The organism is Brucella sp. NBRC 14130, from assembly GCF_040371715.1.
GTDB lineage: Bacteria > Pseudomonadota > Alphaproteobacteria > Rhizobiales > Rhizobiaceae > Brucella > Brucella intermedia.
This window is the reverse complement of sequence record NZ_BAABTE010000002.1, coordinates 471395-495634: the sequence shown is the minus strand read 5'-3', so window position 1 is coordinate 495634 and position 24240 is coordinate 471395. Positions and strand designations below refer to the sequence as shown.

The following is a 24240-nucleotide window of genomic DNA, read 5'->3' as shown; positions in this document are numbered from 1 at the left end:
CTACCCCGGTTCTCCGACGCGGATCATGATGCGATAGGCATTGCCGGTTTCATCGAAATTGCCGACCCATGCATGGCCGCGTTTTTCAAGCTCGGGAAACAGGAACAAAGGCTCCCGGTGCAGGAGGGCGAACAGAACCGCACCAGCGGGCATATCCTCCACTTCGGCCAGAATGCGCACCATGGGTTCCGGCGGCTGCATGTCCGAGCAGTCGAGATAGCGCGATGGCTCCGGCCAGACATCCGGCGAAACGACATTGTCGGAAAACTGCAACTCCGGCGCAGCATCCGCCGCCGGGCTGAAAAGCACCTGCCAGTCGCCGTTTTCCAGAGGCTCGGCCTTTGCGGAAAAGCCTTTCCGCTCCATGACGCTGAAAAGCGGTGCCGGTTTGAACGGCGCGATCAGCAGGAGGCCTTGTCCCGGCGCAAGGCCATCGACTGCTTCCATGATGGCGTTGAACGGTTCCACGCCGCCCTTGATCAGCGGGCGCACGTCCAGCACATGGTGTGCGATGTCCTGAACTGAGAGTGTCATTTCGATCTCCTGAAGATTGGTTCACCGGCATAGATCAGATGCGGCAGGGTTGCCCCTTTTGGCAGACGCAGGCCATGCGGTACATCCAGAAGCCGCCGGGCGCGAAAGAATTGCACGGTCAATGCGAGTATGGCGACGAGACTTAAGGCTACGGCAAGGCGAAACACCGCCGGATAACCGGCAATGAGGGCCAGCGTCGCAACCGCAACGCCGCTATAATAAAGAGCGAACCATTGGCGTGCGCGCGCCTCGCTGACCATATCCTGCACGCGCGGCGTCGGTGCGCGTCCCATCACCGGACCATAGCATTCGAGCCAGGTCAGGAACGGTATGATCTTGTAGAGCTGGGCAAGGCTCAGGCCGGAAAGCCAGCCAAAGGTGAACAGATAGACGAGACCGGCAATCATGCGGTCGGAGACGCCTGTCCAGAACAGGGCGACGGCCAGCAGCAGCGAAAGCCCCAGCGCGATGAAGGCCGGAATGCTGGCCGCGCTGTTCAGCTCAATCGTCTTGCGTTTGCGCTGCCGGTAGATCGCGCGGATATCGACGATATAAAGCGCGATGCAGGCAATGCCGGGAACGAGAGCCGCCGTGACGGCAATCTCGGTCGATCCCATTTCCAGCGCTGCAATGACGATCCCGGCTGCAAGGATGGTCAGGGCGGCAGTGCCCTCCCACCATATGATTCTGGTTGTTTGCCGCACGGCGTCGGGCGACAGCATGAACATTGTCAAAAGCCTGTAGCTGACGCCCATGGCGGTAAAGGTCATCCAGCCGCCAAGACCAAGCGCGGCGTGAACCGGCAATGCCGATCCCGCAATATCGAGCAGGACGGCCTGCTCCGTGAAGCCGGACAGCGCGAAGGTGAAAATACTGCCAAGCAGTGCCGTTATCAGAAGACAACAGATGCCTGCCGCGACGAACCGCGCAGGCAGGGCGATCGGGCGGGCAAGCCAGAGCGTCATGCCCAATACTGCGAAAATGAGGGAAAATCCGCAGGTCAGCAACATGCCCGAGGCCGGCAGCAGCCATGCCGGACTTTCCGTCAGGCCCGCCATGCCCGCAAAGCCGACAAGCAGGCCGGAAAGGCCCGTCACCAGCAGAAGCAAGGCGGGGAGGCTTGCACCGCTTCCCCATAAGGGGCGGTTCACCAGAACCGGGACGAATTGCAGCAGTGCGCCGCTCATCAGCAGGGCCAGCCAGCCGATGGAAACGGCATGCACGACGATGAGCGTTTCGGCGGCGCGAATCCCATGAACCGGAAAGCCGAAACCGCCCGCCATCAATCCAAGCCCGAAGACGAGGAAAGCCAGCGAAGCAGTAAAATAAGACAGGGTCCAACGGGAAAGCGTCGCGCCGATCATCTCAATTCGTCCCGGACATGGGTCTGCAAGACTTCAGTGATTGCCGCAGCTGCATTCATGGTCTGCGCCATGATGGATTTTCCGGCGGCCGATCTCGACGCGCCATAGCGGGCCGGTTTCCTTGTAGACCCAGGAGAAGGCGCCCGGATTGCGGTTTTCGAGCTGGCGGCGCAGCGGCACCGGATCGTGATCGTTGACGATTTCCAGCGCTTCGCCGGGCTCGAGCGCGTCGATCATCGCGAAGATCGTCGCATGTCGCGAAATGGGCGGTATGGTGCGGACATCGATTACGGGGGAGAGGGAAACAGGTTCTGCCGACATCTTGTTGTTCCGTGGCTGTCAGGCTTCGAAGCATGATGACGACAGCCGCATCATCATTGGAGCCATTCTAGAGTGACAGGCGCGAACCGGATTTGTTGTATCTCAAAGAAGACGGGAAATTTTCTGTCCGATATTTCATTCGTTCGGTGATGCGGGGCAGGCGGCCTCTGCCGCCAGCCCCGCGCGTGATCCCTGAAACGGGATTACTGGGTGATTTCAGGCTCGACCAGCTTCTTCAGCTTTTCGAGGGATTCCTGCCAGCCGAGATAGCAGGCTTCAGCCGGAATTATATCCGGCACGCCCTGCTGTTCGATGTTGATTTCGGTGCCGACCGATACGGCTTTCAGCGTGATCGTGACTTTCATTTCGCCCGGCAGGTTCGGATCGTCGAAACTGTCCGTATAGACGAGCCTTTCTCCCGGAACGAGTTCGACATATGTGCCGCCGAATGAATGGCTTTCGCCCGTCGTAAAGTTCCGGAAAGACATTTTGTGCTTGCCGCCGACCTTTGCCTCCAGCTCATGGACGGAGCAGACAAAGCCATAGGGCGGCAGCCAGCTTGCCATGGCATCCGGCTCGATGAATGCGCGATAGACCTTTTCCGGCTTGGTGGCGAATACGCGGTGCAGGCGGATAGTGCTGGGCATGGTTTCCTCCCATTGTCGCTTTCAGCGGGTGTTGGCGGGTTGTTTGAAAAGCAGGCTTATATATCGCTTGAGATGATCGATGCTTTCGACCGCACGCTGCGGATCGCCGCTTGCCTTGGCGATGATGAAGGCACCCTGAATAACCGCCTGCGTATGAAGCGCGAGGCTTTCGGCGGTGAAATCACCGGCAACCGGATAGCGCTCCATCGCGGCTGCAATGTCGGGGACAAGCGTGTCCGCATGGCCTGAAATGCTGGCCCAGCAGGCATCCCTGATGACGGAATTGGTCTCATAGACCTCCTGCGTCATGGTGCCGACGAGGCAGGTGAAGTCAGGTAGTTCGCCTTGAACGAGCTGCTTGCGTAACTCGACATAGGCCAGCACGCGCTCAAGCGGGTCTTCGGGAGCGTGATAGGCGGCATCCGCAAAAAGCGCGCCCGTTGTTTCCGACCAGTAATTGGCGGCGGCAACGGCCAGATCTTCCTTGCTGGAGAAATGGTGAAAGAAAGCGCCTTTCGACAGCGATGCCCTGGCGCAGATGTCATCGACCGACGTTGCGGCATAACCCTTGGTGCGAATAACGCCGAGCGCTGCATCAAGCAGATTGGACCGGGTCGATGGATTCTGTTTGCGTGCCATTTTCGTGCTCCCTGACTATATCATACCAACTGGTCGGTATTAAATCAAGGGGAGAACGAATCTGGTCCTTCGGTGCTCTGGAAGCGGGCAGGATCTGGGAGGTGGAATGAACTGCCGGTATTGCACCCGTGGCGCATTACCGGCAGCGAATAGGCGCGGGCGGTCAGTCGATCTGGACGTTGGCATCCTTGACGACCGGCGTCCATTTGGCGATTTCGGCCTTCACATGCGCGGCGAGTTCTTCCGGTGTCGAGCCGACGATGGTGGCGCTGAATTCCTTCATGCGCTCCTTCACGGTTGGATCTTCCATGGCCTTGTTCGCGGCTTCATTGAGCTTGGCCACGACCTCGGGCGGGGTTCCGGCGGGTGCGAACAGCGCGTTCCATGTATAGGTCTCATAACCGGGGATCGTCTCTGCGATCGTCGGCACATCGGGGAAGGACGGCGCGCGCTCCTTGGTGGTGACACCGAGGGCCTTCAGTGTACCGCCCTTCATATGTGACGAGGAGGAGGGCAGGTTGTCGAACATGATCGGAACCTGATTGCCGATGACGTCATTGAGAGCGGGGCCGGACCCCTTGTAGGGTATATGCTGCATCGAAACGCCAGCCATCTTCTTGAAAAGCTCGCCGGACAGATGCAGCGGCGTGCCGTTGCCGGATGAGGCATAGCTGTATTTTTCCGGCTCGGCTTTCAGCAGGTCGACAAGTTCCTTGACGGAGTTCACCGGAAGGTCCGGATTGACCACTAGCACATTGGGAACGATCACTAGAAGCGAGATCGGAGCGAAGTCCTTTTCCGCGTCATAGGGCTTGGTCTTCAGAATCAGCGGATTGAGCGCGTGCGTCGCCACGGTGCCCATCAGAATCGTATAGCCGTCCGGGTCGGCCCGCGCGACATTCGCAGCGCCAAGGCTGCCCCCGCCGCCGCCGACATTCTGGATAATAACCTGCTGGCCGAGAATCTCCGACATTTTTGCCGCGATGACGCGGGCAACCACGTCCGTCGAGCCGCCAGCCGCAAACGGCACGACCATGGTCACCACCCGGTCTGGAAATGTCTGTGAACGGGCAGGGCTGCCAAGTGCGAATGCTGACAGGATGGAAAGGCCGAGCGCGAGGCCCGCGCGCCGTGTGATCCGATAAGCCGACATATATTCTCCTCCCAATGTCGAAACTCAATTGAAATGTCCGAAAGTAGAAACCTGCTTCGGAAAAATGCGATGCATACAAACAGAGAGATAAAGCGCCCGTCGAAGTAGTTTCCGGGCCGGGCATCTGGATATGACCGGGATCGATTGTCGGTATGATTGTCTTTTTATTGAACTCCGGTCCGGTTTCAGGGAACTACGTCACTTGCCTGAAAGCAAGCAACGAGATTCTAGCGCTTTAGTAGCGGAGAAACCGGCACGCTCCGTCGCGGGTGGCGATGATTCTGGAAACCGGACTGATTCCGGGGCCATGGCGGCGCTTGTGGATAAGTTTGATGTCATTGAAAATGCCCGCAAAACAGGCGTTCCGCAGCAAAATCGAAAATTCTTATCCTTTCTTCATGACCCTTGCTTGACACTTGTCCGAGAACCCCTTAAACGACCGCTCACACCGGACGGAAACGCCGGTGCGACGCAGCCGCAAGGCTGCCGAGAAATGCGCGGGTGTAGCTCAGTTGGTTAGAGTGCCGGCCTGTCACGCCGGAGGTCGCGGGTTCGAGCCCCGTCACTCGCGCCACTTTCCTCTCAACAAATCGATAGATTGAACGTTGACACGAAAGTGGCGCCCACCGCCGTTTCACTTCTTTTCATCCAGCATTTCCAGCAAAAGTGAGAAGCGGTTTTGCGCGGGATAATGCGTAGAAAAAGAGCAAGCATTTCCAGCAAAAGTGCGGAGCGGTTTTGCGTGGGACAATGCGCAGAAAAAGAGCAAGCATTTCCAGCAAAAAATGCGAAGCGGTTTTGCGCAGGATAATGCGTAAAAAAAGAGCATGCATTTCCAGCAATTGAACGGGCGTTGAAACGTCCTGTGAATGATTTTTCCAATATCGCAAATCTTCTCCAAACACGCGCTTGACACTTGTCCGAGAACCCCTTAAACGACCGCTCACACCGGACGGAAACGCCGGTGCGACGCAGCCTCAGGGCTGCCGAGAAATGCGCGGGTGTAGCTCAGTTGGTTAGAGTGCCGGCCTGTCACGCCGGAGGTCGCGGGTTCGAGCCCCGTCACTCGCGCCACTTTCCTCTCAACAGATCGATAGATTGAACGTTGACACGAAAGTGGCGCCGGACCGCCTTCTTCAGGAAAATCATGGAATTGCCGAACCGTGAGCCTGCTACTTGGAAAATTGTTTCCAGGACAGATAGGCAACCGACAGGATGATCGCCGCAATGACAAGAAGATCGCCGCTGGCGAGCAGATAGTGGCTCATGCGTGATCTCCTTTCGCTGCTATGGCCGACAATGCATCCATGATAGCCGGTGCGAATGCGATCTGAAGGCATTGCTTCGCAAAGCCATCGCCATCAGGCATGTTTCCATTCCAACTTTCACCGCAAACGCGAACGGAATTTTCCATCGTTCACGCAAGCCGTCCTCCGCCTTAAATCGCGGCGGCGGAAAATCAGCCACCTGACCATGCATTGCCAAGGACCCGATTTCCTGTTTTCAATCGCGCGGAACCGGATGACAGGAACGGATCGCTGCGACGATGACCCGACACGCTCTTCTTGGTGTGCTTGCAACGTTTTTGATTCTTGCCGGCTGTGACACGCCGCGCGCCGTGTTGTGGCACGGTCCCAATTCGAGCCCGCAATCGGTGGCGGCGGCGCAAGCCGCCATCGTCAAACCGGCGAAACCGGCGGCTGTGGTGCCCATCTATGTTGCGACGAGCCGCCAGCGCTCCGACGATTTCTCGCAGCCCTACAATTCAAATCGCTCCAAGACGCTCAATTTCGCGCAGGTCGATGTCGGCATTCCGGCGGCCCACGTGAAAGGGCAGGTCGAGTCGACCGGCTACAAGCCCGACCCGGCCAAAAATTTCGCGGCAACCGCATTCCAGCCATACGAGGATGCGGAGCAGTTTCTCGCACAATTGAATGCCGCCCTTGCGAAGCAGGGGCCGAAGGACAGGGAAATCCTGATCTTCGTGCATGGCTACAACAATAATTTTGCCGACAGCACATTCCGCACCGCGCAGTTCGTCCATGATTACAAGATGAAGTCGGTCGCGGTCGAATATGCCTGGCCGTCCGGCGGCGATCTGGGCCTTTATGTCTATGATCGAGACAGCGCGGACTTTGCGCGGGATGGTCTGGCCCGGTTGCTCGAACTTGTCGCCCGCAGCAAGGCCGAGCGCATTGTGCTCGTCGGCCACTCGATGGGCGGCTTCGTCACCATGGAGGCTTTGAGAACCCTGTCCCTGCGTGGCGAAAAGTATGTGCTGCGCCGCATCACCGCGCTGTTGCTCGCGGCGCCGGATATCGATCTCGACGTCTTTGAAAAGCAGATCAGGGACATCGACCCAATGCCGCGTCCGACAGCGGTGATGACATCGCGCAGCGATCGGGCGCTCGGCGTCTCGTCCTTCATCACCGGTGGCCATGCGCGGGTAGGGGACGGCACCAGCATTCCGATACTGCAGAAATACGGGATCGCGGTGATCGACGCGACCGATCTGGATGGCGGCGCGCATAATGTCTTTGCATCCTCTCCGTCGCTCATGGCTCTGGTCAGCGACGGCACGCTCTCGCTTAACGCCCTGAACGGGCGCGAGACCCGGACGACGGGGCAGGCGGTGCTGGCGGACGGCGCTTCGGCGATCAAGGGAGCCGCGTCGCTCGTGCTCTATCTGCCGGGCCGACTGGTGGGGGCGGCGGCCTCCGCTGGTCCGTAAGCGCATTTTCAGGCGGGGGACTGGATCGCCGGTTTCCACCCACGAAGTCGTGGGCAATTGATTCTCGCGGAGGATTGCCGGACAGCGCGGACCGGGCGACTTTTCCTCACGAAATTATGATCTTTTCATGTTATAGGGGTTTTAAGGGGGATAAGCGGGCCGGATGCATGGCTTGTTAAGCATCTTGGTTCGACTTTGCCCAATAGATCGTGCCGGAGGGGTTGCGCTTGCGCACGCGCTGCGATAACCGTCCCGGCGAAAAGCGCTTAGTTCGCACGGCATGCCTTTTGAAGCTGCTTGGGGCGACGGGGTTGCAACAGATGCAATGTGTCGCATGGTCGTCAGCTCCAAAAAGCTTATGACAGGCGGCGCAGCCTCGTATTCAAGCCGGATAAAGGACCATGAACGAGCTTTTAAGTTCCTACCTGCCGATCGTCATCTTCCTCGGCATCGCGATGGTAATTGGCGTAGCCCTTCTGGTTGCGCCGTTTCTTGTCGCTTACAGACAGCCCGACCCCGAAAAGCTTTCTGCTTACGAGTGCGGCTTCAATGCCTTCGATGACGCCCGTATGAAGTTCGACATCCGTTTCTATCTGGTGTCGATTCTCTTCATCATCTTCGATCTGGAAGTCGCCTTCCTTTTCCCGTGGGCCGTGTCCTTCGGTGAAATCGGCTGGTTCGGCTTCGCGTCGATGATGGTGTTCCTTGGCGTTCTGACCATCGGCTTCATTTATGAATGGAAGAAGGGAGCGCTGGAATGGGATTGACCTCAGCCAACACAACGCTCGTGGCTCCGCAGCCGAAGGGCATTCTTGACCCGCGCACGGGCAAGCCTGTCGGTTCCGACGATGCATTCTTCAACGATCTGAACAGCGAGCTTTCCGACAAGGGATTCATCGTCACCTCCGCTGACGCTCTGATTACCTGGGCGCGCACCGGCTCGCTGATGTGGATGACCTTCGGTCTGGCATGCTGCGCCGTGGAAATGATGCACATTTCCATGCCGCGCTACGACGCCGAACGTTTCGGTATCGCTCCCCGCGCATCACCGCGTCAGTCCGACGTGATGATCGTCGCCGGCACGCTGACCAACAAGATGGCGCCCGCCCTGCGCAAGGTCTACGACCAGATGCCGGAGCCGCGTTACGTCATCTCGATGGGTTCCTGCGCCAATGGCGGCGGCTACTACCACTATTCCTATTCGGTGGTGCGCGGCTGCGATCGCGTGGTTCCGGTCGATATCTACGTTCCGGGTTGCCCTCCGACCGCTGAGGCTCTGCTCTACGGCATTCTTATGCTGCAGAAGAAGATCCGCCGCACCGGCACCATTGAACGCTAAGGCCGAAGAAAAGGACATTTGATCATGAGCGAAGAAGCTCTCGGTGAACTTTCCGGCTACATCAAGGAACGTCTCGGCGATGCGATCGAAGAGGCGAAGCTTGCCTATGGCGAGCTGACCCTGTCGGTTCCGGTTGCCAGCATCATCAGCGTTCTGACCTTCCTGCGCGACGATGTGCAGTGCCAGTTCGTCAACCTGACGGATATTTCGGGCGTCGACTATCCGCAGCGCGCCAAGCGCTTCGATGTCGTCTACCAGCTCATGTCTCCGCGCCAGAACCAGCGCATCCGCGTCAAGGTTCAGGCTGACGAGGACACGCTGGTGCCTTCCGCGGTTCCGGTCTTTGTCGGCGCCGAATGGTTCGAACGCGAAACCTACGACATGTACGGCGTGCTGTTCTCCGGCCATCCGGACCTGCGCCGCATCCTGACCGACTACGGTTTCGAAGGCCATCCGCTGCGCAAGGACTTCCCGCTCACCGGTTTCGTTGAAGTTCGTTACAACAACGAGCTGAAGCGCGTCGCCTACGAGCCTGTGCAGCTGCGTCAGGAGTTCCGCAACTTCGACTTCCTCTCGCCATGGGAAGGAACGGACTACGTTCTGCCGGGCGACGAGAAAGCCAAGGCGAACTGAGGACATACTCATGGGCGCAGGCGAGAGATTGAACGGTCAATGTCTTTGCGGAGCGGTGAAGTTCACCGCTGTTCCGGCAAAGATGGAAATGGATGTCTGCCATTGCAGCATGTGCCGGCGTTGGTCCGGCGGTGCTTTCATGGCCGTCAACTGCGGCACTTCGGTCGAAATCGAAGACGAAGCTGCCCTCTCGACCTATTCGTCTTCGGAATGGGGCGAACGCCGCTTCTGCTCGAAGTGCGGTTCGTCGCTGTTCTGGCGCGGTGTCCATGATGGAATGACGGTCGTTTCGATGCAGGCTTTTGCCGAGCCGGAACGTTTTCATTTTGCCGAAGAAATCTTCATCGATAACAAGCCTGCGAATTACGATTTTGCCAACGACACCCACCGGATGACCGGCGAGGAGTTCTTGGCGGCTCTTGCAGCCAAACAGGAAGCTGAACATGGCTGAGACTCAGGTCCGCAATTTCAATATCAACTTCGGTCCGCAGCACCCTGCCGCGCACGGCGTGCTGCGTCTGGTGCTTGAGCTCGACGGCGAAGTGGTCGAGCGCGTCGATCCGCATATCGGTCTGCTGCATCGCGGCACCGAAAAGCTGATGGAAGCCAAGACCTATCTTCAGGCCCTGCCTTATCTCGACCGCCTCGACTACGTGGCGCCGATGAACCAGGAACACGCCTATGCGCTCGCCGTCGAACGCCTGCTGGGCATCGACGTGCCGAAGCGCGGCCAGCTCATCCGCGTTCTCTATTCGGAAATCGGCCGTATCCTGAACCACCTTCTCAACGTCACCACGCAGGCCATGGACGTTGGCGCGCTGACGCCGCCGCTCTGGGGCTTCGAGGAACGCGAAAAGCTGATGGTGTTCTATGAACGCGCCTGCGGCGCGCGCATGCACGCAGCCTATTTCCGTCCGGGCGGCGTCCATCAGGACCTGCCGGACCAACTCGTCGAAGACATCGGCAAATGGATCGATCCATTCTTCAAGACGCTCAACAATCTCGACGATCTCATCACGCCGAACCGTATTTTCAAGCAGCGTAACGTCGATATCGGCGTCGTGAAGCTGGAAGACGCTTGGGCATGGGGCTTCTCGGGCGTCATGGTTCGCGGTTCGGGTGCAGCATGGGATCTGCGCAAGTCGCAGCCATATGAGTGCTACAACGAGATGGAATTCGACATTCCTGTCGGCAAGAACGGCGACTGCTATGACCGCTACCTGATCCGCATGGAAGAAATGCGCCAGTCGGCTAAGATCATGCGCCAGTGCGTTGACCTGCTCCTCGGCAAGGAACGCGTCGGTCCGGTTTCCAACGCCGACAACAAGATCGTGCCGCCGAAGCGCGGCGAGATGAAGCGCTCGATGGAAGCGCTCATCCATCACTTCAAGCTTTACACGGAAGGCTACCACGTGCCTGCCGGTGAAGTTTACGCAGCAGTTGAAGCGCCGAAGGGTGAATTTGGCGTCTTCCTCGTATCGGATGGCTCCAACAAGCCTTATCGCTGCAAGCTGCGCGCTCCGGGCTTTGCCCATCTTCAAGCCATGGATTTCCTGTGCCGCGGCCATATGCTGGCTGACGTGTCGGCAATTCTTGGCTCGCTCGATATCGTGTTTGGTGAGGTTGACCGCTGATGTCCGTTCGCCGTCTCGCAGATGATGCCGTCCAGCCTGCCGCTTTCGCGTTCAACGCGGAAAATCAGGTCTGGGCGCTCAAGACGATTGCAAAATTCCCCGAAGGCCGTCAGCAGTCGGCCGTCATTCCGTTGCTCATGCGTGCGCAGGAGCAGGATGGCTGGGTCACGAAAGCTGCCATTGAACACGTTGCAGCCATGCTCGAAATGCCGCTGATCCGCGTTCTGGAAGTTGCGACCTTCTATACGCAGTTCCAGCTCAAGCCGGTCGGCACGCGCGCCCACATCCAGGTTTGCGGCACCACGCCTTGCATGCTGCGCGGTTCGGAAGCGCTGATGGATGTCTGCCGCCACAAGATCAACCACGACCCGTTCGAGCTCAATGCCGACGGCACGCTGTCGTGGGAAGAGGTGGAATGCCAGGGCGCCTGCGCCAATGCACCGATGGTCATGATCTTCAAGGACGCCTATGAAGATCTGACGCCGGAACGCCTTGCCGAAATCATCGACGCGTTTGAAGCCGGCAAGGGCGACACCGTCAAGCCGGGTCCGCAGATCGACCGTGAAACGTCCAATCCGCTCAATGGCCTGACGTCGCTGACGGAAGAACTGGACTACAAGAAGATCGGCCTCGAAACCCGCAAGGCATCCGATGCCGCCGCTGCCAGGGCAAAGGCGGAAGCCGAAGCCAAGGCAAAGGCAGAAGCCGCGAATGTTCCGCCGTCCAACGCGGCAAAGCCCGTGACCAACGCGCCTGAAACCGCTCCGGCGCTCAAGTCGCCTTCGGAGGTCAAGGTTTCGAATGCAGCCGAAAAGGCCGCTTCCGTCGAAACCACGCAGGAATACAAACTCGACGACAAGAACCGTCCGCAGCCCATGGAGCGGCCGGAAGTGGTCGACGACCTCAAGCTGATCTCGGGCGTCGGTCCGAAGATCGAGCAGACCCTGCACGAGCTTGGCATTTTCACCTTCAAGCAGGTCGCTGCGTGGAAGAAGGCCGAGCGCGATTGGGTCGACGGCTATCTCAGCTTCCACGGTCGCATCGACCGCGAAGACTGGATGAAGCAGGCCAAGGCTTTGGCCAAGGGCGGCGTCGAGGAATACATCAAGGTATTCGGAAAGAAGCCGGTATGATGACTTCGATATTGGCAAACACGAACGGAAACAGGTGAGACATGCTGGCTGATAAAGATCGCATCTTCACCAATATCTACGGCTTCAAGGATCGCTCCCTGAAGGGTGCAATGGCGCGCGGCCATTGGGACAACACCAGCGGGCTGATCGAAAAGGGCCGTGACTGGATCATCGAGGAGATGAAGGCGTCGGGCCTGCGCGGCCGCGGCGGCGCTGGCTTCCCGACGGGTCTCAAGTGGTCGTTCATGCCCAAGCAGAGCGACGGTCGCCCGCATTATCTGGTCGTCAACGCCGACGAATCCGAGCCCGGCACCTGCAAGGACCGCGAAATCCTGCGCCACGATCCGCATACCCTGATCGAAGGCTGCGTGATCGCCGGTTGCGCCATGGGCGCCCACACGGCTTATATCTACATCCGTGGCGAATTCATGCGTGAGCGTGAAGCCCTCCAGGCGGCAATCGACGAATGCTACGAAGCCGGTCTGCTGGGCAAGGGCAACAAGTGCGGCTGGGACATGGACATTTTCGTCACCCACGGCGCTGGCGCTTATATCTGCGGTGAAGAAACGGCTCTGCTCGAAAGCCTCGAAGGCAAGAAGGGCCAGCCGCGCCTCAAGCCGCCGTTCCCTGCGAATATGGGCCTCTATGGCTGCCCGACGACCGTGAACAACGTGGAATCGATCGCCGTTGCGCCGACGATCCTGCGTCGTGGCGCGGCGTGGTTCTCGTCAATCGGACGGCCGAACAATGTCGGCACCAAGCTGTTCCAGATTTCCGGTCACGTGAACACGCCTTGCGTCGTGGAAGAAGGCCTCGGCATTCCGTTCCGCGAACTGATCGAAAAGCACGGCGGCGGCATTCGCGGCGGCTGGGACAATCTGCTGGCGGTCATTCCCGGCGGTGCGTCGTGCCCGGTCATCAAGGGCGAGGACATGATGGACGCCATCATGGATTTCGACGGCATGCGCGACAAGAAATCGTCGTTCGGCACAGGCGGCCTGATCGTCATGGACAAGTCCACCGACATCATCAAGGCGATTGCCCGTCTGGCGGCGTTCTTCAAGCATGAAAGCTGCGGACAGTGCACGCCGTGCCGCGAAGGCACCGGCTGGATGTGGCGCGTGATGGAGCGCATGGTCAAGGGTAACGCGCAGAAGCGCGAGATCGACATGCTGTTCGACGTGACCAAGCAGATTGAAGGTCACACGATCTGCGCACTGGGTGATGCCGCTGCATGGCCTATTCAGGGCCTGATCCGCAATTTCCGTCCGGAAATTGAAAAGCGCATTGACGATTATACGCGCAACGCCGTTCAGAGCCGCAATATCCGTCTGGAAGCGGCTGAATGAGTTGTGTGAGCCTGCCCGGCAGGGCATGGCCCCGAAAAGTGCCTGGCGGTTTTCGGTAAAGGCCATGCCAATAGTAAGGGCAGGGTAAGAGTTTGAGATCTGGAAGATGCGGCACAAGCCGCAGGTTTGGATAAGCGATGGCAAAGATCAAGGTTGACGGCACAGAGATCGAAGTACCCGATCACTATACGCTCCTTCAGGCTGCCGAAGCCGCGGGCGCGGAAGTCCCGCGTTTCTGTTTCCACGAACGGCTTTCCATCGCCGGAAACTGCCGTATGTGCCTGGTTGAAGTGAAGGGCGGACCGCCGAAGCCGGCGGCATCCTGCGCCATGGGCGTGCGCGATCTGCGTCCCGGCCCGAATGGCGAAGCGCCTGAAATCTTCACCAACACGCCGATGGTCAAGAAGGCCCGCGAAGGCGTGATGGAATTCCTGCTCATCAACCACCCGCTGGATTGCCCGATCTGTGATCAGGGCGGCGAGTGCGATCTGCAGGATCAGGCAATGGCGTTCGGCACCGACGGTTCCCGCTATCGCGAGAACAAGCGCGCCGTTGAAAACAAGTATATCGGTCCGCTCGTCAAGACGGTGATGACGCGCTGCATTCACTGCACGCGCTGCGTCCGCTTCACGACGGAAGTGGCCGGCATTTCGGAACTGGGCCTCATCGGCCGCGGTGAAGACGCCGAGATCACCACCTATCTCGAACGCGCCATGACCTCGGAATTGCAGGGCAACGTCATCGATCTTTGCCCGGTCGGCGCACTGACCTCGCGTCCTTATGCCTTCCAGGCCCGTCCGTGGGAACTGAGCAAGACCGAAACCATCGACGTGATGGATGCGGTCGGCTCGAACATCCGCGTCGATACCCGTGGCCGCGAAGTGATGCGCGTCATGCCGCGCGTCAATGAAGCGGTGAACGAGGAGTGGATTTCCGACAAGACCCGCTTCATCTGGGATGGCCTGCGCACCCAGCGCCTCGACCGCCCATATGTTCGCAGGGATGGCCGTCTGGTCGCCGCAACCTGGCCGGAAGCATTCGCTGCCATCGCCGCCAAGGTCTCCGCAACGTCGGCTGAAAAGATCGGCGCTGTCGCTGGCGATCTGGCTTCGGTTGAAGAAATCTACGCGCTGAAGGGCCTGATGGCTTCGCTCGGCACCGCCAATATCGACAGCCGCCAGGATGGCGCAGCTCTCGATCCGGCTCTGGGCCGCGCAACCTATCTCTTCAACTCGACCATCGAAGGCATTGAAAACGCTGATGCTTTGCTCATCATCGGTTCCAATCCGCGTGTTGAAGCCGCTGTTCTGAACGCCCGCATCCGCAAGCGTCAGCGCATGGGCCATTTCCCGGTTGCCCTGATCGGTGAAAAGGCTGAACTGCGTTACGATTACGAATATCTGGGTGCTGGCGCCGAAACGCTGGGCCAACTGGCTGCCGGCCAGAATGCATTCCGCGACGTGCTGGCCAAGGCTGAGCGTCCGCTGATCATCATCGGTCAGGGCGCGCTCACCGGCGAAAACGGCCGGGCGGTTCTGTCGGCCGCCGCCAAACTCGCTCAGGACGTTGGCGCGATCAAGGACGAGTGGAACGGCTTCTCCGTTCTGCACACCGCCGCTTCGCGCGTTGGCGCTCTGGACCTCGGCTTCGTGCCGGGTGAGGGTGGCAAGGCTGCCGGCGACATGCTCGGCAATCTGGATGTCGTGTTCCTGCTCGGCGCAGACGAACTCGACATGACCCGCAAGGGATCGAGCTTCATCGTTTACATCGGCACGCATGGCGATGCCGGTGCCCACGCCGCCGACGTTATCCTGCCGGGCGCAGCCTACACGGAAAAGTCGGGCACCTGGGTCAACACCGAGGGCCGCGTGCAGCTTGGCAACCGCGCCGGTTTCGCGCCGGGCGAGGCAAAGGAAGACTGGGCGATCCTGCGCGCTCTTTCCGACAGCCTTGGCAAGCGTCTGCCGTTCGATTCGCTGCAGCAGCTTCGCGCCCGGCTCTATGCGGACTATCCGCATATGGCGGCTATCGACACCATCGCGCCTGCTTCCGCCGACGATCTCGTCGCGCTGGCGGCCAAGGCAACAAACCCGGGCGGCGGCGCTGCGTTCGTCTCCCCGGTCAAGGACTTCTACCTGACGAACCCAATCGCGCGCGCTTCCGCCGTCATGGCCGAATGCTCGGCGCTCGCGGCCGGCGGCTTCCAACAGGCAGCTGAGTAAGCGAGAGAGAGACGGAACAATGGAAGGAATTTTTGCAGCTTACGTCTTGCCCGCGCTTATCATAGCGCTGAAGTCGGTCGTTCTGCTCGTCGTATTGCTGATCGTCGTCGCTTACCTGCTTTACGCGGATCGCAAGATCTGGGCAGCGGTGCAGCTTCGTCGCGGCCCGAACGTTGTCGGTCCCTGGGGTCTGTTCCAGGCCTTCGCCGACTTGTTGAAGTTCGTCTTCAAGGAACCGATCATCCCGTCGGGCGCAAACAAGGGTGTCTTCCTCCTTGCGCCTTTCGTTTCCGCCGTTCTCGCAATGGCGACCTGGGCGGTCATTCCGGTCAATGAAGGCTGGGCCATCGCCAACATCAATGTCGGCATGCTCTATATCTTCGCCATTTCTTCGCTCGAAGTTTACGGCGTGATCATGGGCGGCTGGGCATCGAACTCGAAATATCCGTTCCTCGGCGCGCTTCGTTCTGCCGCGCAGATGGTTTCCTACGAAGTTTCCATCGGCTTCGTGATTGTCACGGTCCTGCTGACGGTTGGCTCGCTCAATCTCACCGACATCGTGCTTTCGCAGAATACCGGCCTCGGCACCATGCTCGGCCTGCCGGCTTCGTTCCTCGACTGGAACTGGCTCTGCCTGTTCCCGATGTTCGTGATCTTCTTCATTTCGGCGCTGGCCGAAACGAACCGTCCGCCTTTCGACCTTGTCGAAGCTGAATCCGAACTCGTGGCCGGTCACATGATCGAATATTCGTCCACGCCGTTCCTTCTGTTCTTCCTCGGCGAATATGTGGCGATCACGCTGATGTGCGCCCTGATGACGACGCTCTTCCTCGGCGGCTGGCTGCCTCCGGTGGATGTGTGGTTCCTCAACTGGGTTCCGGGCATCATCTGGTTCATGCTGAAGCTCTGCTTCTGCTTCTTCCTCTTCGCAATGGTGAAGGCTTTCGTTCCGCGTTATCGCTACGACCAGCTGATGCGCCTTGGCTGGAAAGTGTTCCTGCCGATCTCGCTCTTCATGGTCGTCGCAACCGCGACCTTCCTCAAAGTCTTCGGTCTGGCGTAAGGAGTAATCATCATGGCTTCATTCGCTCAAGCAGCCAAATCGCTCCTTCTCAAGGAATTCGTAGGCGCGTTCTTTCTTTCCATGCGCCAGTTCTTCGCGCCCAAGGCGACGTTGAACTACCCGCATGAAAAGGGCCCGGTTTCTCCGCGCTTCCGTGGCGAGCACGCACTGCGCCGTTATCCAAACGGCGAGGAACGCTGCATCGCCTGCAAGCTTTGCGAAGCGATCTGCCCGGCGCAGGCCATCACCATCGAGGCCGGTCCGCGCCGCAACGACGGCACCCGCCGCACGGTGCGTTACGACATCGACATGGTGAAGTGCATCTATTGCGGTTTCTGCCAGGAAGCATGCCCGGTGGACGCCATCGTGGAAGGTCCGAACTTCGAATTCGCGACCGAAACCCGCGAAGAACTTTACTATGACAAGGAAAAGCTCCTTGCCAATGGCGACCGTTGGGAACGCGAAATCGCGCGCAATATCGCGATGGATGCGCCATATCGCTGATTGGTCCTGCTGAAACCTGGTTTCGGCATCCGGTTTGAAAAGCGGCAACAGGAAGGGGCGGCCCATCTTGTTGCTGGAATTTAAGTTTCGCGATTATTCGCGGCAAACAAAGACTAAAGAGGGCAAGGCAATAAGGCTTTGCTCACGGAAAGGTGTTGGGGGATCCCCATGCTGACAGGTATTGCGGCAGCGTTTTTCTATCTGTTCGCCTTCATCATGATCGCATCCGCGTTCATGGTGATCGCGGCACGCAACCCCGTGCATTCGGTGCTGTTTCTGATCCTCACATTCTTCAATGCGGCAGCCTTGTTCCTGCTGACGGGGGCCGAGTTCCTCGCCATGATCCTGCTCGTCGTTTACGTCGGGGCAGTGGCGGTTCTCTTCCTCTTCGTCGTCATGATGCTGGATGTGGATTTCTCCGAGCTGAAGCGCGGCGCGCTGCAATATGCGCCGGTTGGCGCTCTCGTCGGCCTCATCCTGCTCGGCGAGCTGATCTTCGTGTTTGCAAGCAACATGTTTGCACCGAAGCTCGGGCAGGGCGCCGTGCCGATCCCGAATATCGCCGAGCGGAGCAACACCGCTGCTCTGGGTGACATTCTCTACACCGACTTCGTCTTCTACTTCCAGGTTGCTGGTCTCGTCCTTCTGGTCGCGATGATCGGCGCCATCGTTCTGACGCTGCGGCACAAGCCGAATGTCAAGCGCCAGTCCATTCCGGCCCAGGTTGCTCGCACGCCCGAAACGGCGATCGAGATCAAACAAGTCGAAACGGGCAAAGGCATCTGAGGATAAGCATATGGAAATCGGTATCGCCCACTATCTGACCGTTTCGGCCATCCTGTTCACGCTTGGCGTCTTCGGCATCTTCCTGAACCGCAAGAACGTCATCGTCATCCTGATGTCGATCGAATTGATCCTTCTTTCGGTCAATCTCAACTTCGTGGCGTTCTCCAGCCAGCTCGGCGACATGGTCGGGCAGGTGTTCGCCCTTTTCGTTCTGACCGTCGCGGCTGCGGAAGCGGCCATCGGTCTGGCAATTCTCGTTGTTTTCTTCCGTAATCGCGGCTCAATCGCGGTGGAAGACGTCAATGTTATGAAAGGTTGACGGGCAAATGCTCTACTACGCGATCGTCTTCCTTCCGCTTCTCGGCTTCCTGATTGCCGGTCTCTTCGGCAATCAGATCGGAGCCAAGGCGAGCGAATACATCACTTCCGGTTTCATGGTCGTCGTCGCGGTCCTGTCCTGGGTCGTGTTCTTCCAGATTCCGCTCGGCCACGACGCGGAAACCGTCCGCATCCCGGTTCTGCACTGGGTAACCTCGGGCGCGCTTTCCTTCGACTGGGCATTGCGCATCGATACGCTCACCGGCGTCATGCTGGTGGTGGTGAACTCGGTGTCGGCTCTCGTGCACATTTATTCCATTGGATACATGCACCACGATCCGCACCGTCCGCGCTTCTTCGCCTATCTGTCGCTCTTCACCTTCGCCATGCTCATGCTGGTCACGTCGGACAATCTGGTCCAGATGTTTTTCGGCTGGGAAGGCGTGGGTCTGGCCTCGTACCTCCTGATCGGCTTCTGGTTCCAGAAGCCTTCGGCCAACGCCGCCGCCATGAAGGCCTTCGTCGTCAACCGCGTTGGTGACTTCGGCTTCCTGCTCGGCATCTTCGGCGTGTTCGCGCTGTTCCAGTCGGTCGACTACAACACGATCTTCGCTGCTGCCGCCAACTTCCTCCCCGCTGAAGGCGCCGCCGATGCCAATCAGGTCGTTCTGAACTTCCTCGGCTATCAGCTCGACAAGCAGGGCGCGATCACCATCACCTGCCTGCTGCTCTTCATGGGCGCGATGGGCAAGTCGGCGCAGTTCCTGCTGCACACCTGGCTTCCGGACGCCATGGAAGGCCCGACCCCGGTTTCGGCGCTCATTCACGCCGCTACCATGGTTACCGCGGGCGTGTTCATGGTCGCCCGCATGTCGCCGATCTTCGAACTGTCGCAGACCGCGCTTCTGGTCGTGACCATCATCGGCGCGACGACTGCCTTCTTCGCTGCAACGGTCGCCCTCGTGCAGAACGACATCAAGCGCGTCATCGCCTATTCGACCTGCTCGCAGCTCGGCTACATGTTTGCTGCACTCGGTGTCGGTGCCTATGGCGCCGCCGTGTTCCACCTGTTCACGCACGCTTTCTTCAAGGCGCTTCTGTTCCTTTGCGCCGGTTCGGTCATCCATGCCGTTTCGGAAGAGCAGGACATGCGCCGCATGGGCGGCCTGCGCAAGCTGATCCCGATCACCTACTGGATGATGGTCATCGGCACGGTCGCCATTACCGGCCTCGGCATTCCGGGCACGGTCATCGGCACCGCCGGTTTCTTCTCCAAGGATGCGATCATCGAATCCGTCTTCGCTTCGCACAGTGCTGCCAGCGGCTACGCTTCGACGCTTCTCATCATTGCCGCGCTCTTCACGAGCTTCTATTCCTGGCGCCTGATTTTCATGACCTTCCACGGCAAGCCGCGCGCTTCGGCGGAAGTCATGCATCACGTCCATGAATCGCCTGCCGTCATGTTCGTTCCGCTGCTGATCCTCGGCGTCGGCGCGCTCTTTGCCGGTGTCGTGTTCAAGGAACTCTTCTTCGGCCACGAATATGCCGAGTTCTGGAAGGGCGCTCTGTTCACCTCGGCTGCCAACCAGATCCTCGAGGAATATCACCATGTTCCTCTGTGGGTGAAGCTGTCGCCGTTCATTTCGATGGTTCTCGGCTTCATCGTCGCCTGGATCTTCTACATCCGTTCGCCGGAAACGCCGAAGGAACTGGCTGCCCGTCATCGTGGCCTCTACCAGTTCCTCTTGAACAAGTGGTACTTCGACGAGCTGTACGATTTCCTTTTCGTGCGTCCGGCTCGCTGGCTTGGCCGCGTGTTCTGGAAGGGTGGCGACGGCTGGCTTATTGACGGCTTCGGCCCGGATGGCGTCTCGGCCCGCGTGCTCGACGTTACCAACCGCGTCGTCAAGATGCAGTCCGGATATCTTTATCACTACGCATTCGCGATGCTGATCGGCGTCGCCGCGCTCGTCACTTGGATGATGCTCGGGAGCTCTTTCTGATGACCGACTGGCCAATTCTTTCAACGGTCACGTTTCTGCCGCTCGTCGGCGCGTTACTGATCCTTCTGATCAAGGACGACAGCGAGGCATCGCGTCGCAATATCCGCAACGTCGCTTTGCTGACGACGATATTCGTCTTCGCCCTGTCGCTCGTCGTCTGGGCCGGTTTCGACAATTCGAACCCCGGCTTCCAGATGGTCGAGCAGGTCGACTGGATGGGCGGCGGCATCAGCTACCACATGGGCGTGGACGGCATCTCCGTCCTGTTCGTGGTGCTTTCCGCTTTCCTCATGCCCTTCTGCATTCTGGCAAGCTGGGTGTCGGTGGAAAAGCGCGTCAAGGAATACATGATCGCGTTCCTCATTCTGGAAACGCTGATGATCGGCGTGTTCTGCGCGCTCGACCTGTTCCTGTTCTACGTGTTCTTCGAGGCAAGCCTTATCCCGATGTTCATCATCATCGGCGTGTGGGGCGGCAAGCGCCGCGTCTATGCGAGCCTGAAGTTCTTCCTCTACACGCTTCTGGGCTCGGTCCTGATGCTCATCGCCATCATGGCCATGTACTGGCAGGCTGGCACGATGAACATCGTGGAGCTGCTGAAATACGACTTCCCGGCCGGTATGCAGACATGGCTATGGCTCGCCTTCTTCGCGTCCTTCGCGGTGAAGATGCCGATGTGGCCGGTCCACACCTGGTTGCCGGATGCGCACGTTGAAGCACCGACGGCAGGCTCGGTCATTCTGGCCGGTATCCTGCTGAAGCTCGGCGGCTACGGTTTCATCCGCTTCTCGCTGCCGATGTTCCCGCTGGCTTCCGCTGATTTCGCTCCGTTCATCTTCGCGCTGTCGGTGATCGCAATCATCTACACCTCGCTCGTCGCGATGGTGCAGGAAGACATGAAGAAGCTGATCGCCTATTCGTCGGTTGCGCACATGGCCTATGTGACCATGGGTATCTTCGCGGCAAACGAGCAGGGCCTACAGGGCGCCATCTTCCAGATGCTGTCGCACGGCATCGTGTCGGGCGCGCTCTTCCTCTGCGTCGGCGTGATCTATGATCGCATGCATACCCGTGAGATCGCGGCGTTTGGCGGTCTGGTGAACAACATGCCGAAATATGCGGTGGCTTTCCTTATCTTCACGATGGCGAATGTCGGCCTGCCGGGTACTTCGGGCTTCATCGGCGAGTTCCTGACGCTGTTCGGCGTGTTCCGGGTCAACACCTGGGTGGCGCTGTTCGCAACCACGGGCGTCATTCTCTCGGCGGCCTATGCGCTCTGGCTCTACCGTCAGGTGATCTTCGGCGCGCTGACCAAGGAAAGCCTCAAGGCGCTCCTCGACCTCAGCCCGCGTGAGAAGCTCATTCTGTACCCGCTTGTGGTGCTCACCATCTTCTTCGGCGTCTATCCGACCCCGGTCTTCAATGTGACCGCCGGTGCCGTGAACGCCCTGGTCCAACATTACGACGCAGCACTCGCGGGCTCCGCGAGCGCCGTGCTGGCACAGTAAGAAATAAAGGCGTAGGTCATGCAGACTGATCTGATAGCTCATCTGACCCTTGCAGCACCGGAGGTTCTCCTTGCTGTAGGCGCCTTGGCACTGCTCATGATTGGCGTGTTCTCCGGCGAACGGGCGGCCACGCTCGTCAACGGATTATCCGTCGCGGTGCTTATTGCAGCGCTGGCTCTGGTCATCCTTTTCCCGGCGAACGGTGCTGTTTTCGGCGGCGCCATCGTCAATGACGGTTTTGGCCGCTTCATGAAGGTGCTGACACTGGTCGGCTCCATCGTGACGCTGATCATGTCGGTCGGCTTCGCCAAGGCGGAGAAGTTCGACAAGTTCGAATTCCCGGTCCTGATCGTGATTTCCACGCTGGGCATGCTGCTGATGGTTTCGGCCTCCAACATGCTGTCGCTCTATCTCGGCCTCGAACTGCAATCGCTGGCGCTCTATGTTCTGGCAGCGTTCAACCGCGATAGCGTCCGTTCGACGGAAGCAGGCCTGAAATACTTCGTCCTCGGCTCGCTGTCCTCGGGCATGCTGCTTTACGGCATCTCGCTCGTCTACGGTTACACCGGTCATATTGGCTTTGCCGAAATCGCGCAGGCCGTCGCCGGCGGACAGCGCGAACTGGGCCTGGTCTTCGGTCTGGTCTTCATTCTGGCCGGCCTGGCATTCAAGATTTCCGCCGTTCCGTTCCACATGTGGACGCCGGACGTCTATGAAGGTGCGCCGACCCCGGTAACGGCATTCTTTGCCGCCGCTCCGAAGATGGCCGCCATGGCGCTCATCATCCGCGTCGTCTCGGAAGCCTTTGCCCCGGTCACCCATGACTGGCAGCAGGTCGTCATCTTCATCGCGCTTGCCTCGATGATCCTCGGCGCCTTTGCCGCCATCGGCCAGCGCAACATCAAGCGCCTGATGGCTTATTCCTCGATCAGCCATATGGGTTATGCGCTTGTTGGTCTGGCCGCAGGCACGGTGATCGGCGTGAAGGGCGTGATGATCTACATGGCGGTCTACCTTGCCATGACGCTCGGCACCTTCGCGTTCATTCTTGCAATGCGCACCAAGGACGGCAATGTCGAGAACATCGATGATCTGGCCGGTCTGTCCCGCACCAATCCGGTGCTGGCAACGATCATGACCATCTTCCTGTTCTCGCTCGCCGGCATTCCGCCCCTCGCAGGCTTCTTCGGAAAGTGGTACACCTTCCTTGCCGCTGTGCAGGCCGGTCTCCTGCCGCTCGCCATCATCGGTATCGTGGCTTCGGTCGTGGGCGCGTTCTACTACCTGCGCATGATCAAGATCATGTGGTTCGATGAGCCGACCGGCGGTTTCGTTCCCGTCGCGGGCGAGCTTCGCCTGGTTCTCGGTGTAACGGGTGCCTTCGTGCTCTTCTACGTCTTCATTGCTGGCCCGATCGGTGGTTTTGCCGAAGCCGCAGCCAAGACGTTCTTCTGACAAATGCATGAGGCGGAAGCATAGATGAGTTTTGCGCTTTCGCCTGTTGCGAAAAATGAGGGCTACCGTCTCGAAAGCTTCGAGACGGTAGGTTCCACCAACGCCGTTGCCCTGGAACGGGCAGCCGCGGGCGATCCGGGCAGGCTCTGGCTTGTCACGAAGAAACAGGAAAGCGGCCGTGGAAGACGGGGCCGTGCCTGGTCCACGCCGGAAGGCAATCTTGCCTCCACGCTGCTTCTCGTTGAATCCTACGAAATGAAAACGGCGGCAACGCTCGGGTTTGTCGCGGGCCTGTCGCTCGCAGACGCGCTTGACGCGGTATTCGCCGCGACCGGGCCTGCCGTGCCGCCGACAATCGGCCTCAAATGGCCGAACGATGTTCTGCTGAATGGTGCGAAACTGTCCGGCATCCTGCTCGAATCTTCCATTATGGGAAAAGGCCTGTTCGCCGTTGCCATCGGCATCGGAACCAATGTGGTCGCCTTTCCCGATGATCTGCCCTACGCGGCGACTTCCCTGCGCTCGCTTGGCAGCAAATGCGATGCCGAAACCTTGTTCGCGGCCCTGTCGGATGCATGGTCCGTCAATTACCGCGTCTGGAACGAGGGGCGCGGCCTTGATGACATTCGCAAGCGTTGGCTGGAGCGCGCCCATGGCCTCGGCCAGCGTGTGACGATGCAGGTCGAAGGCCGTATCGTCGAAGGTCATTTTGATACGATTGACGAGGCATGCCGTTTTGTTATTCGCGAAGACGATGGTTCGCGGGTTGCAGTAACGGCTGGCGATGTCTATTTCGGAACTGCTGCTACAATACGCAAATAATTTGCTTTGTTTTGTCTTGCCAGGGTTGCAACAGGACAACTTTGGGTTCAGTTGGTGCGGCAAGACCGCTCGATAGTCATAG

The 24240-nt window shown here is 59.2% G+C and carries 24 protein-coding genes and 2 tRNA genes; 19 read left to right on the top strand and 7 right to left on the bottom strand.

Annotated features, from left to right (window positions below; all coding sequences use genetic code 11):
- The 6 genes from ABWW28_RS06005 to ABWW28_RS05980 all read right to left on the bottom strand — a co-directional run bounded on the left by ABWW28_RS06005 (position 1) and on the right by ABWW28_RS05980 (position 4658).
- Complete coding sequence (locus tag ABWW28_RS06005; RefSeq protein WP_021584993.1) at positions 1–534, bottom strand: DUF2249 domain-containing protein; 534 nt, start codon at positions 532–534, stop codon at positions 1–3.
- Positions 531–1898 carry a hypothetical protein gene (locus ABWW28_RS06000; protein ID WP_112702317.1) on the bottom strand — a complete coding sequence of 456 codons (1368 nt, stop codon included), beginning with the start codon at positions 1896–1898 and terminating at the stop codon, positions 531–533. The genes ABWW28_RS06005 and ABWW28_RS06000 overlap by 4 nt, the downstream gene beginning before the upstream one ends.
- Before the next feature lie 33 nt (positions 1899–1931).
- Complete coding sequence (locus ABWW28_RS05995) at positions 1932–2219, bottom strand: DUF2249 domain-containing protein (RefSeq protein WP_112702316.1); 288 nt, start codon at positions 2217–2219, stop codon at positions 1932–1934.
- Positions 2220–2422: 203 nt separating this feature from the next.
- Entirely contained in the window at positions 2423–2866 is a 444-nt protein-coding gene (locus tag ABWW28_RS05990) for an SRPBCC family protein (protein ID WP_112702315.1), read from the bottom strand.
- Positions 2867–2887: 21 nt separating this feature from the next.
- Positions 2888–3505: a TetR/AcrR family transcriptional regulator gene (locus ABWW28_RS05985; RefSeq protein WP_112702314.1), complete on the bottom strand. Its 618-nt coding sequence runs from the start codon at positions 3503–3505 to the stop codon at positions 2888–2890.
- Positions 3506–3668: 163 nt separating this feature from the next.
- Positions 3669–4658 (bottom strand): Bug family tripartite tricarboxylate transporter substrate binding protein, encoded by a 990-nt coding sequence (locus ABWW28_RS05980; protein WP_112702313.1) that lies wholly within the window; start codon positions 4656–4658, stop codon positions 3669–3671.
- A gap of 497 nt (positions 4659–5155) precedes the next feature.
- Between ABWW28_RS05980 and ABWW28_RS05975 the strand changes: the two genes are divergently transcribed.
- Positions 5156–5232: transfer RNA gene (locus ABWW28_RS05975), tRNA-Asp, on the top strand.
- Positions 5233–5240: 8 nt separating this feature from the next.
- Here the strand turns inward: ABWW28_RS05975 and ABWW28_RS05970 are convergent.
- Entirely contained in the window at positions 5241–5540 is a 300-nt protein-coding gene (locus ABWW28_RS05970; RefSeq protein WP_162718883.1) for a hypothetical protein, read from the bottom strand.
- A 115-nt stretch (positions 5541–5655) separates the two neighbouring features.
- Here ABWW28_RS05970 and ABWW28_RS05965 point away from each other — a divergent pair.
- The 18 genes from ABWW28_RS05965 (at position 5656) to ABWW28_RS05880 (ending at position 24158) form a co-directional block, all read left to right on the top strand.
- Positions 5656–5732 (top strand) — tRNA-Asp (locus ABWW28_RS05965).
- 472 nt (positions 5733–6204) lie between these two features.
- Positions 6205–7389 carry an alpha/beta hydrolase gene (locus ABWW28_RS05960; RefSeq protein WP_112702311.1) on the top strand — a complete coding sequence of 395 codons (1185 nt, stop codon included), beginning with the start codon at positions 6205–6207 and terminating at the stop codon, positions 7387–7389.
- A 401-nt stretch (positions 7390–7790) separates the two neighbouring features.
- Positions 7791–8156, top strand: coding sequence for an NADH-quinone oxidoreductase subunit A (locus ABWW28_RS05955; protein WP_006466588.1), 366 nt, complete (start codon positions 7791–7793; stop codon positions 8154–8156).
- The gene (locus tag ABWW28_RS05950) at positions 8147–8728 is read left to right on the top strand and encodes a NuoB/complex I 20 kDa subunit family protein (RefSeq protein WP_006466589.1); all 582 of its coding nucleotides are present in this window, start codon (positions 8147–8149) and stop codon (positions 8726–8728) included. Before ABWW28_RS05955 ends, ABWW28_RS05950 begins: the two co-directional genes overlap by 10 nt.
- A gap of 24 nt (positions 8729–8752) precedes the next feature.
- A complete protein-coding gene (locus ABWW28_RS05945; RefSeq protein ID WP_006471810.1) occupies positions 8753–9361 on the top strand; it encodes an NADH-quinone oxidoreductase subunit C in 609 nt (202 codons plus the stop codon).
- A 10-nt stretch (positions 9362–9371) separates the two neighbouring features.
- The gene (locus tag ABWW28_RS05940; RefSeq protein WP_112702310.1) at positions 9372–9812 is read left to right on the top strand and encodes a GFA family protein; all 441 of its coding nucleotides are present in this window, start codon (positions 9372–9374) and stop codon (positions 9810–9812) included.
- The gene (locus tag ABWW28_RS05935) at positions 9805–10995 is read left to right on the top strand and encodes an NADH-quinone oxidoreductase subunit D (protein ID WP_006471808.1); all 1191 of its coding nucleotides are present in this window, start codon (positions 9805–9807) and stop codon (positions 10993–10995) included. Before ABWW28_RS05940 ends, ABWW28_RS05935 begins: the two co-directional genes overlap by 8 nt.
- Entirely contained in the window at positions 10995–12128 is a 1134-nt protein-coding gene (locus tag ABWW28_RS05930) for an NADH-quinone oxidoreductase subunit E (RefSeq protein WP_128006095.1), read from the top strand. Before ABWW28_RS05935 ends, ABWW28_RS05930 begins: the two co-directional genes overlap by 1 nt.
- Before the next feature lie 41 nt (positions 12129–12169).
- Positions 12170–13477, top strand: a complete 1308-nt coding sequence (gene nuoF, locus ABWW28_RS05925; protein ID WP_006466593.1) for an NADH-quinone oxidoreductase subunit NuoF — start codon at positions 12170–12172, stop codon at positions 13475–13477.
- 137 nt (positions 13478–13614) lie between these two features.
- Positions 13615–15699, top strand: coding sequence for an NADH-quinone oxidoreductase subunit NuoG (gene nuoG, locus ABWW28_RS05920; RefSeq protein WP_021585006.1), 2085 nt, complete (start codon positions 13615–13617; stop codon positions 15697–15699).
- Positions 15700–15718: 19 nt separating this feature from the next.
- On the top strand, positions 15719–16762 hold the full coding sequence (nuoH, locus tag ABWW28_RS05915) for an NADH-quinone oxidoreductase subunit NuoH (RefSeq protein WP_021585007.1): 1044 nt from the start codon (positions 15719–15721) through the stop codon (positions 16760–16762).
- A 12-nt stretch (positions 16763–16774) separates the two neighbouring features.
- Entirely contained in the window at positions 16775–17266 is a 492-nt protein-coding gene (nuoI, locus tag ABWW28_RS05910) for an NADH-quinone oxidoreductase subunit NuoI (protein WP_006466596.1), read from the top strand.
- Between the two features lie 168 nt (positions 17267–17434).
- Complete coding sequence (locus ABWW28_RS05905) at positions 17435–18052, top strand: NADH-quinone oxidoreductase subunit J (protein ID WP_006471807.1); 618 nt, start codon at positions 17435–17437, stop codon at positions 18050–18052.
- 10 nt (positions 18053–18062) lie between these two features.
- Complete coding sequence (nuoK, locus tag ABWW28_RS05900) at positions 18063–18371, top strand: NADH-quinone oxidoreductase subunit NuoK (RefSeq protein ID WP_006466598.1); 309 nt, start codon at positions 18063–18065, stop codon at positions 18369–18371.
- 7 nt (positions 18372–18378) lie between these two features.
- Positions 18379–20373 (top strand): NADH-quinone oxidoreductase subunit L, encoded by a 1995-nt coding sequence (gene nuoL / locus ABWW28_RS05895; protein ID WP_021585008.1) that lies wholly within the window; start codon positions 18379–18381, stop codon positions 20371–20373.
- Positions 20373–21881 (top strand): NADH-quinone oxidoreductase subunit M, encoded by a 1509-nt coding sequence (locus ABWW28_RS05890; RefSeq protein WP_006471805.1) that lies wholly within the window; start codon positions 20373–20375, stop codon positions 21879–21881. Before nuoL ends, ABWW28_RS05890 begins: the two co-directional genes overlap by 1 nt.
- A gap of 18 nt (positions 21882–21899) precedes the next feature.
- Positions 21900–23336, top strand: coding sequence for an NADH-quinone oxidoreductase subunit NuoN (gene nuoN / locus ABWW28_RS05885; RefSeq protein WP_353390523.1), 1437 nt, complete (start codon positions 21900–21902; stop codon positions 23334–23336).
- A gap of 24 nt (positions 23337–23360) precedes the next feature.
- Positions 23361–24158, top strand: coding sequence for a biotin--[acetyl-CoA-carboxylase] ligase (locus tag ABWW28_RS05880; protein WP_021585010.1), 798 nt, complete (start codon positions 23361–23363; stop codon positions 24156–24158).
- Positions 24159–24240 lie beyond the last annotated feature (82 nt).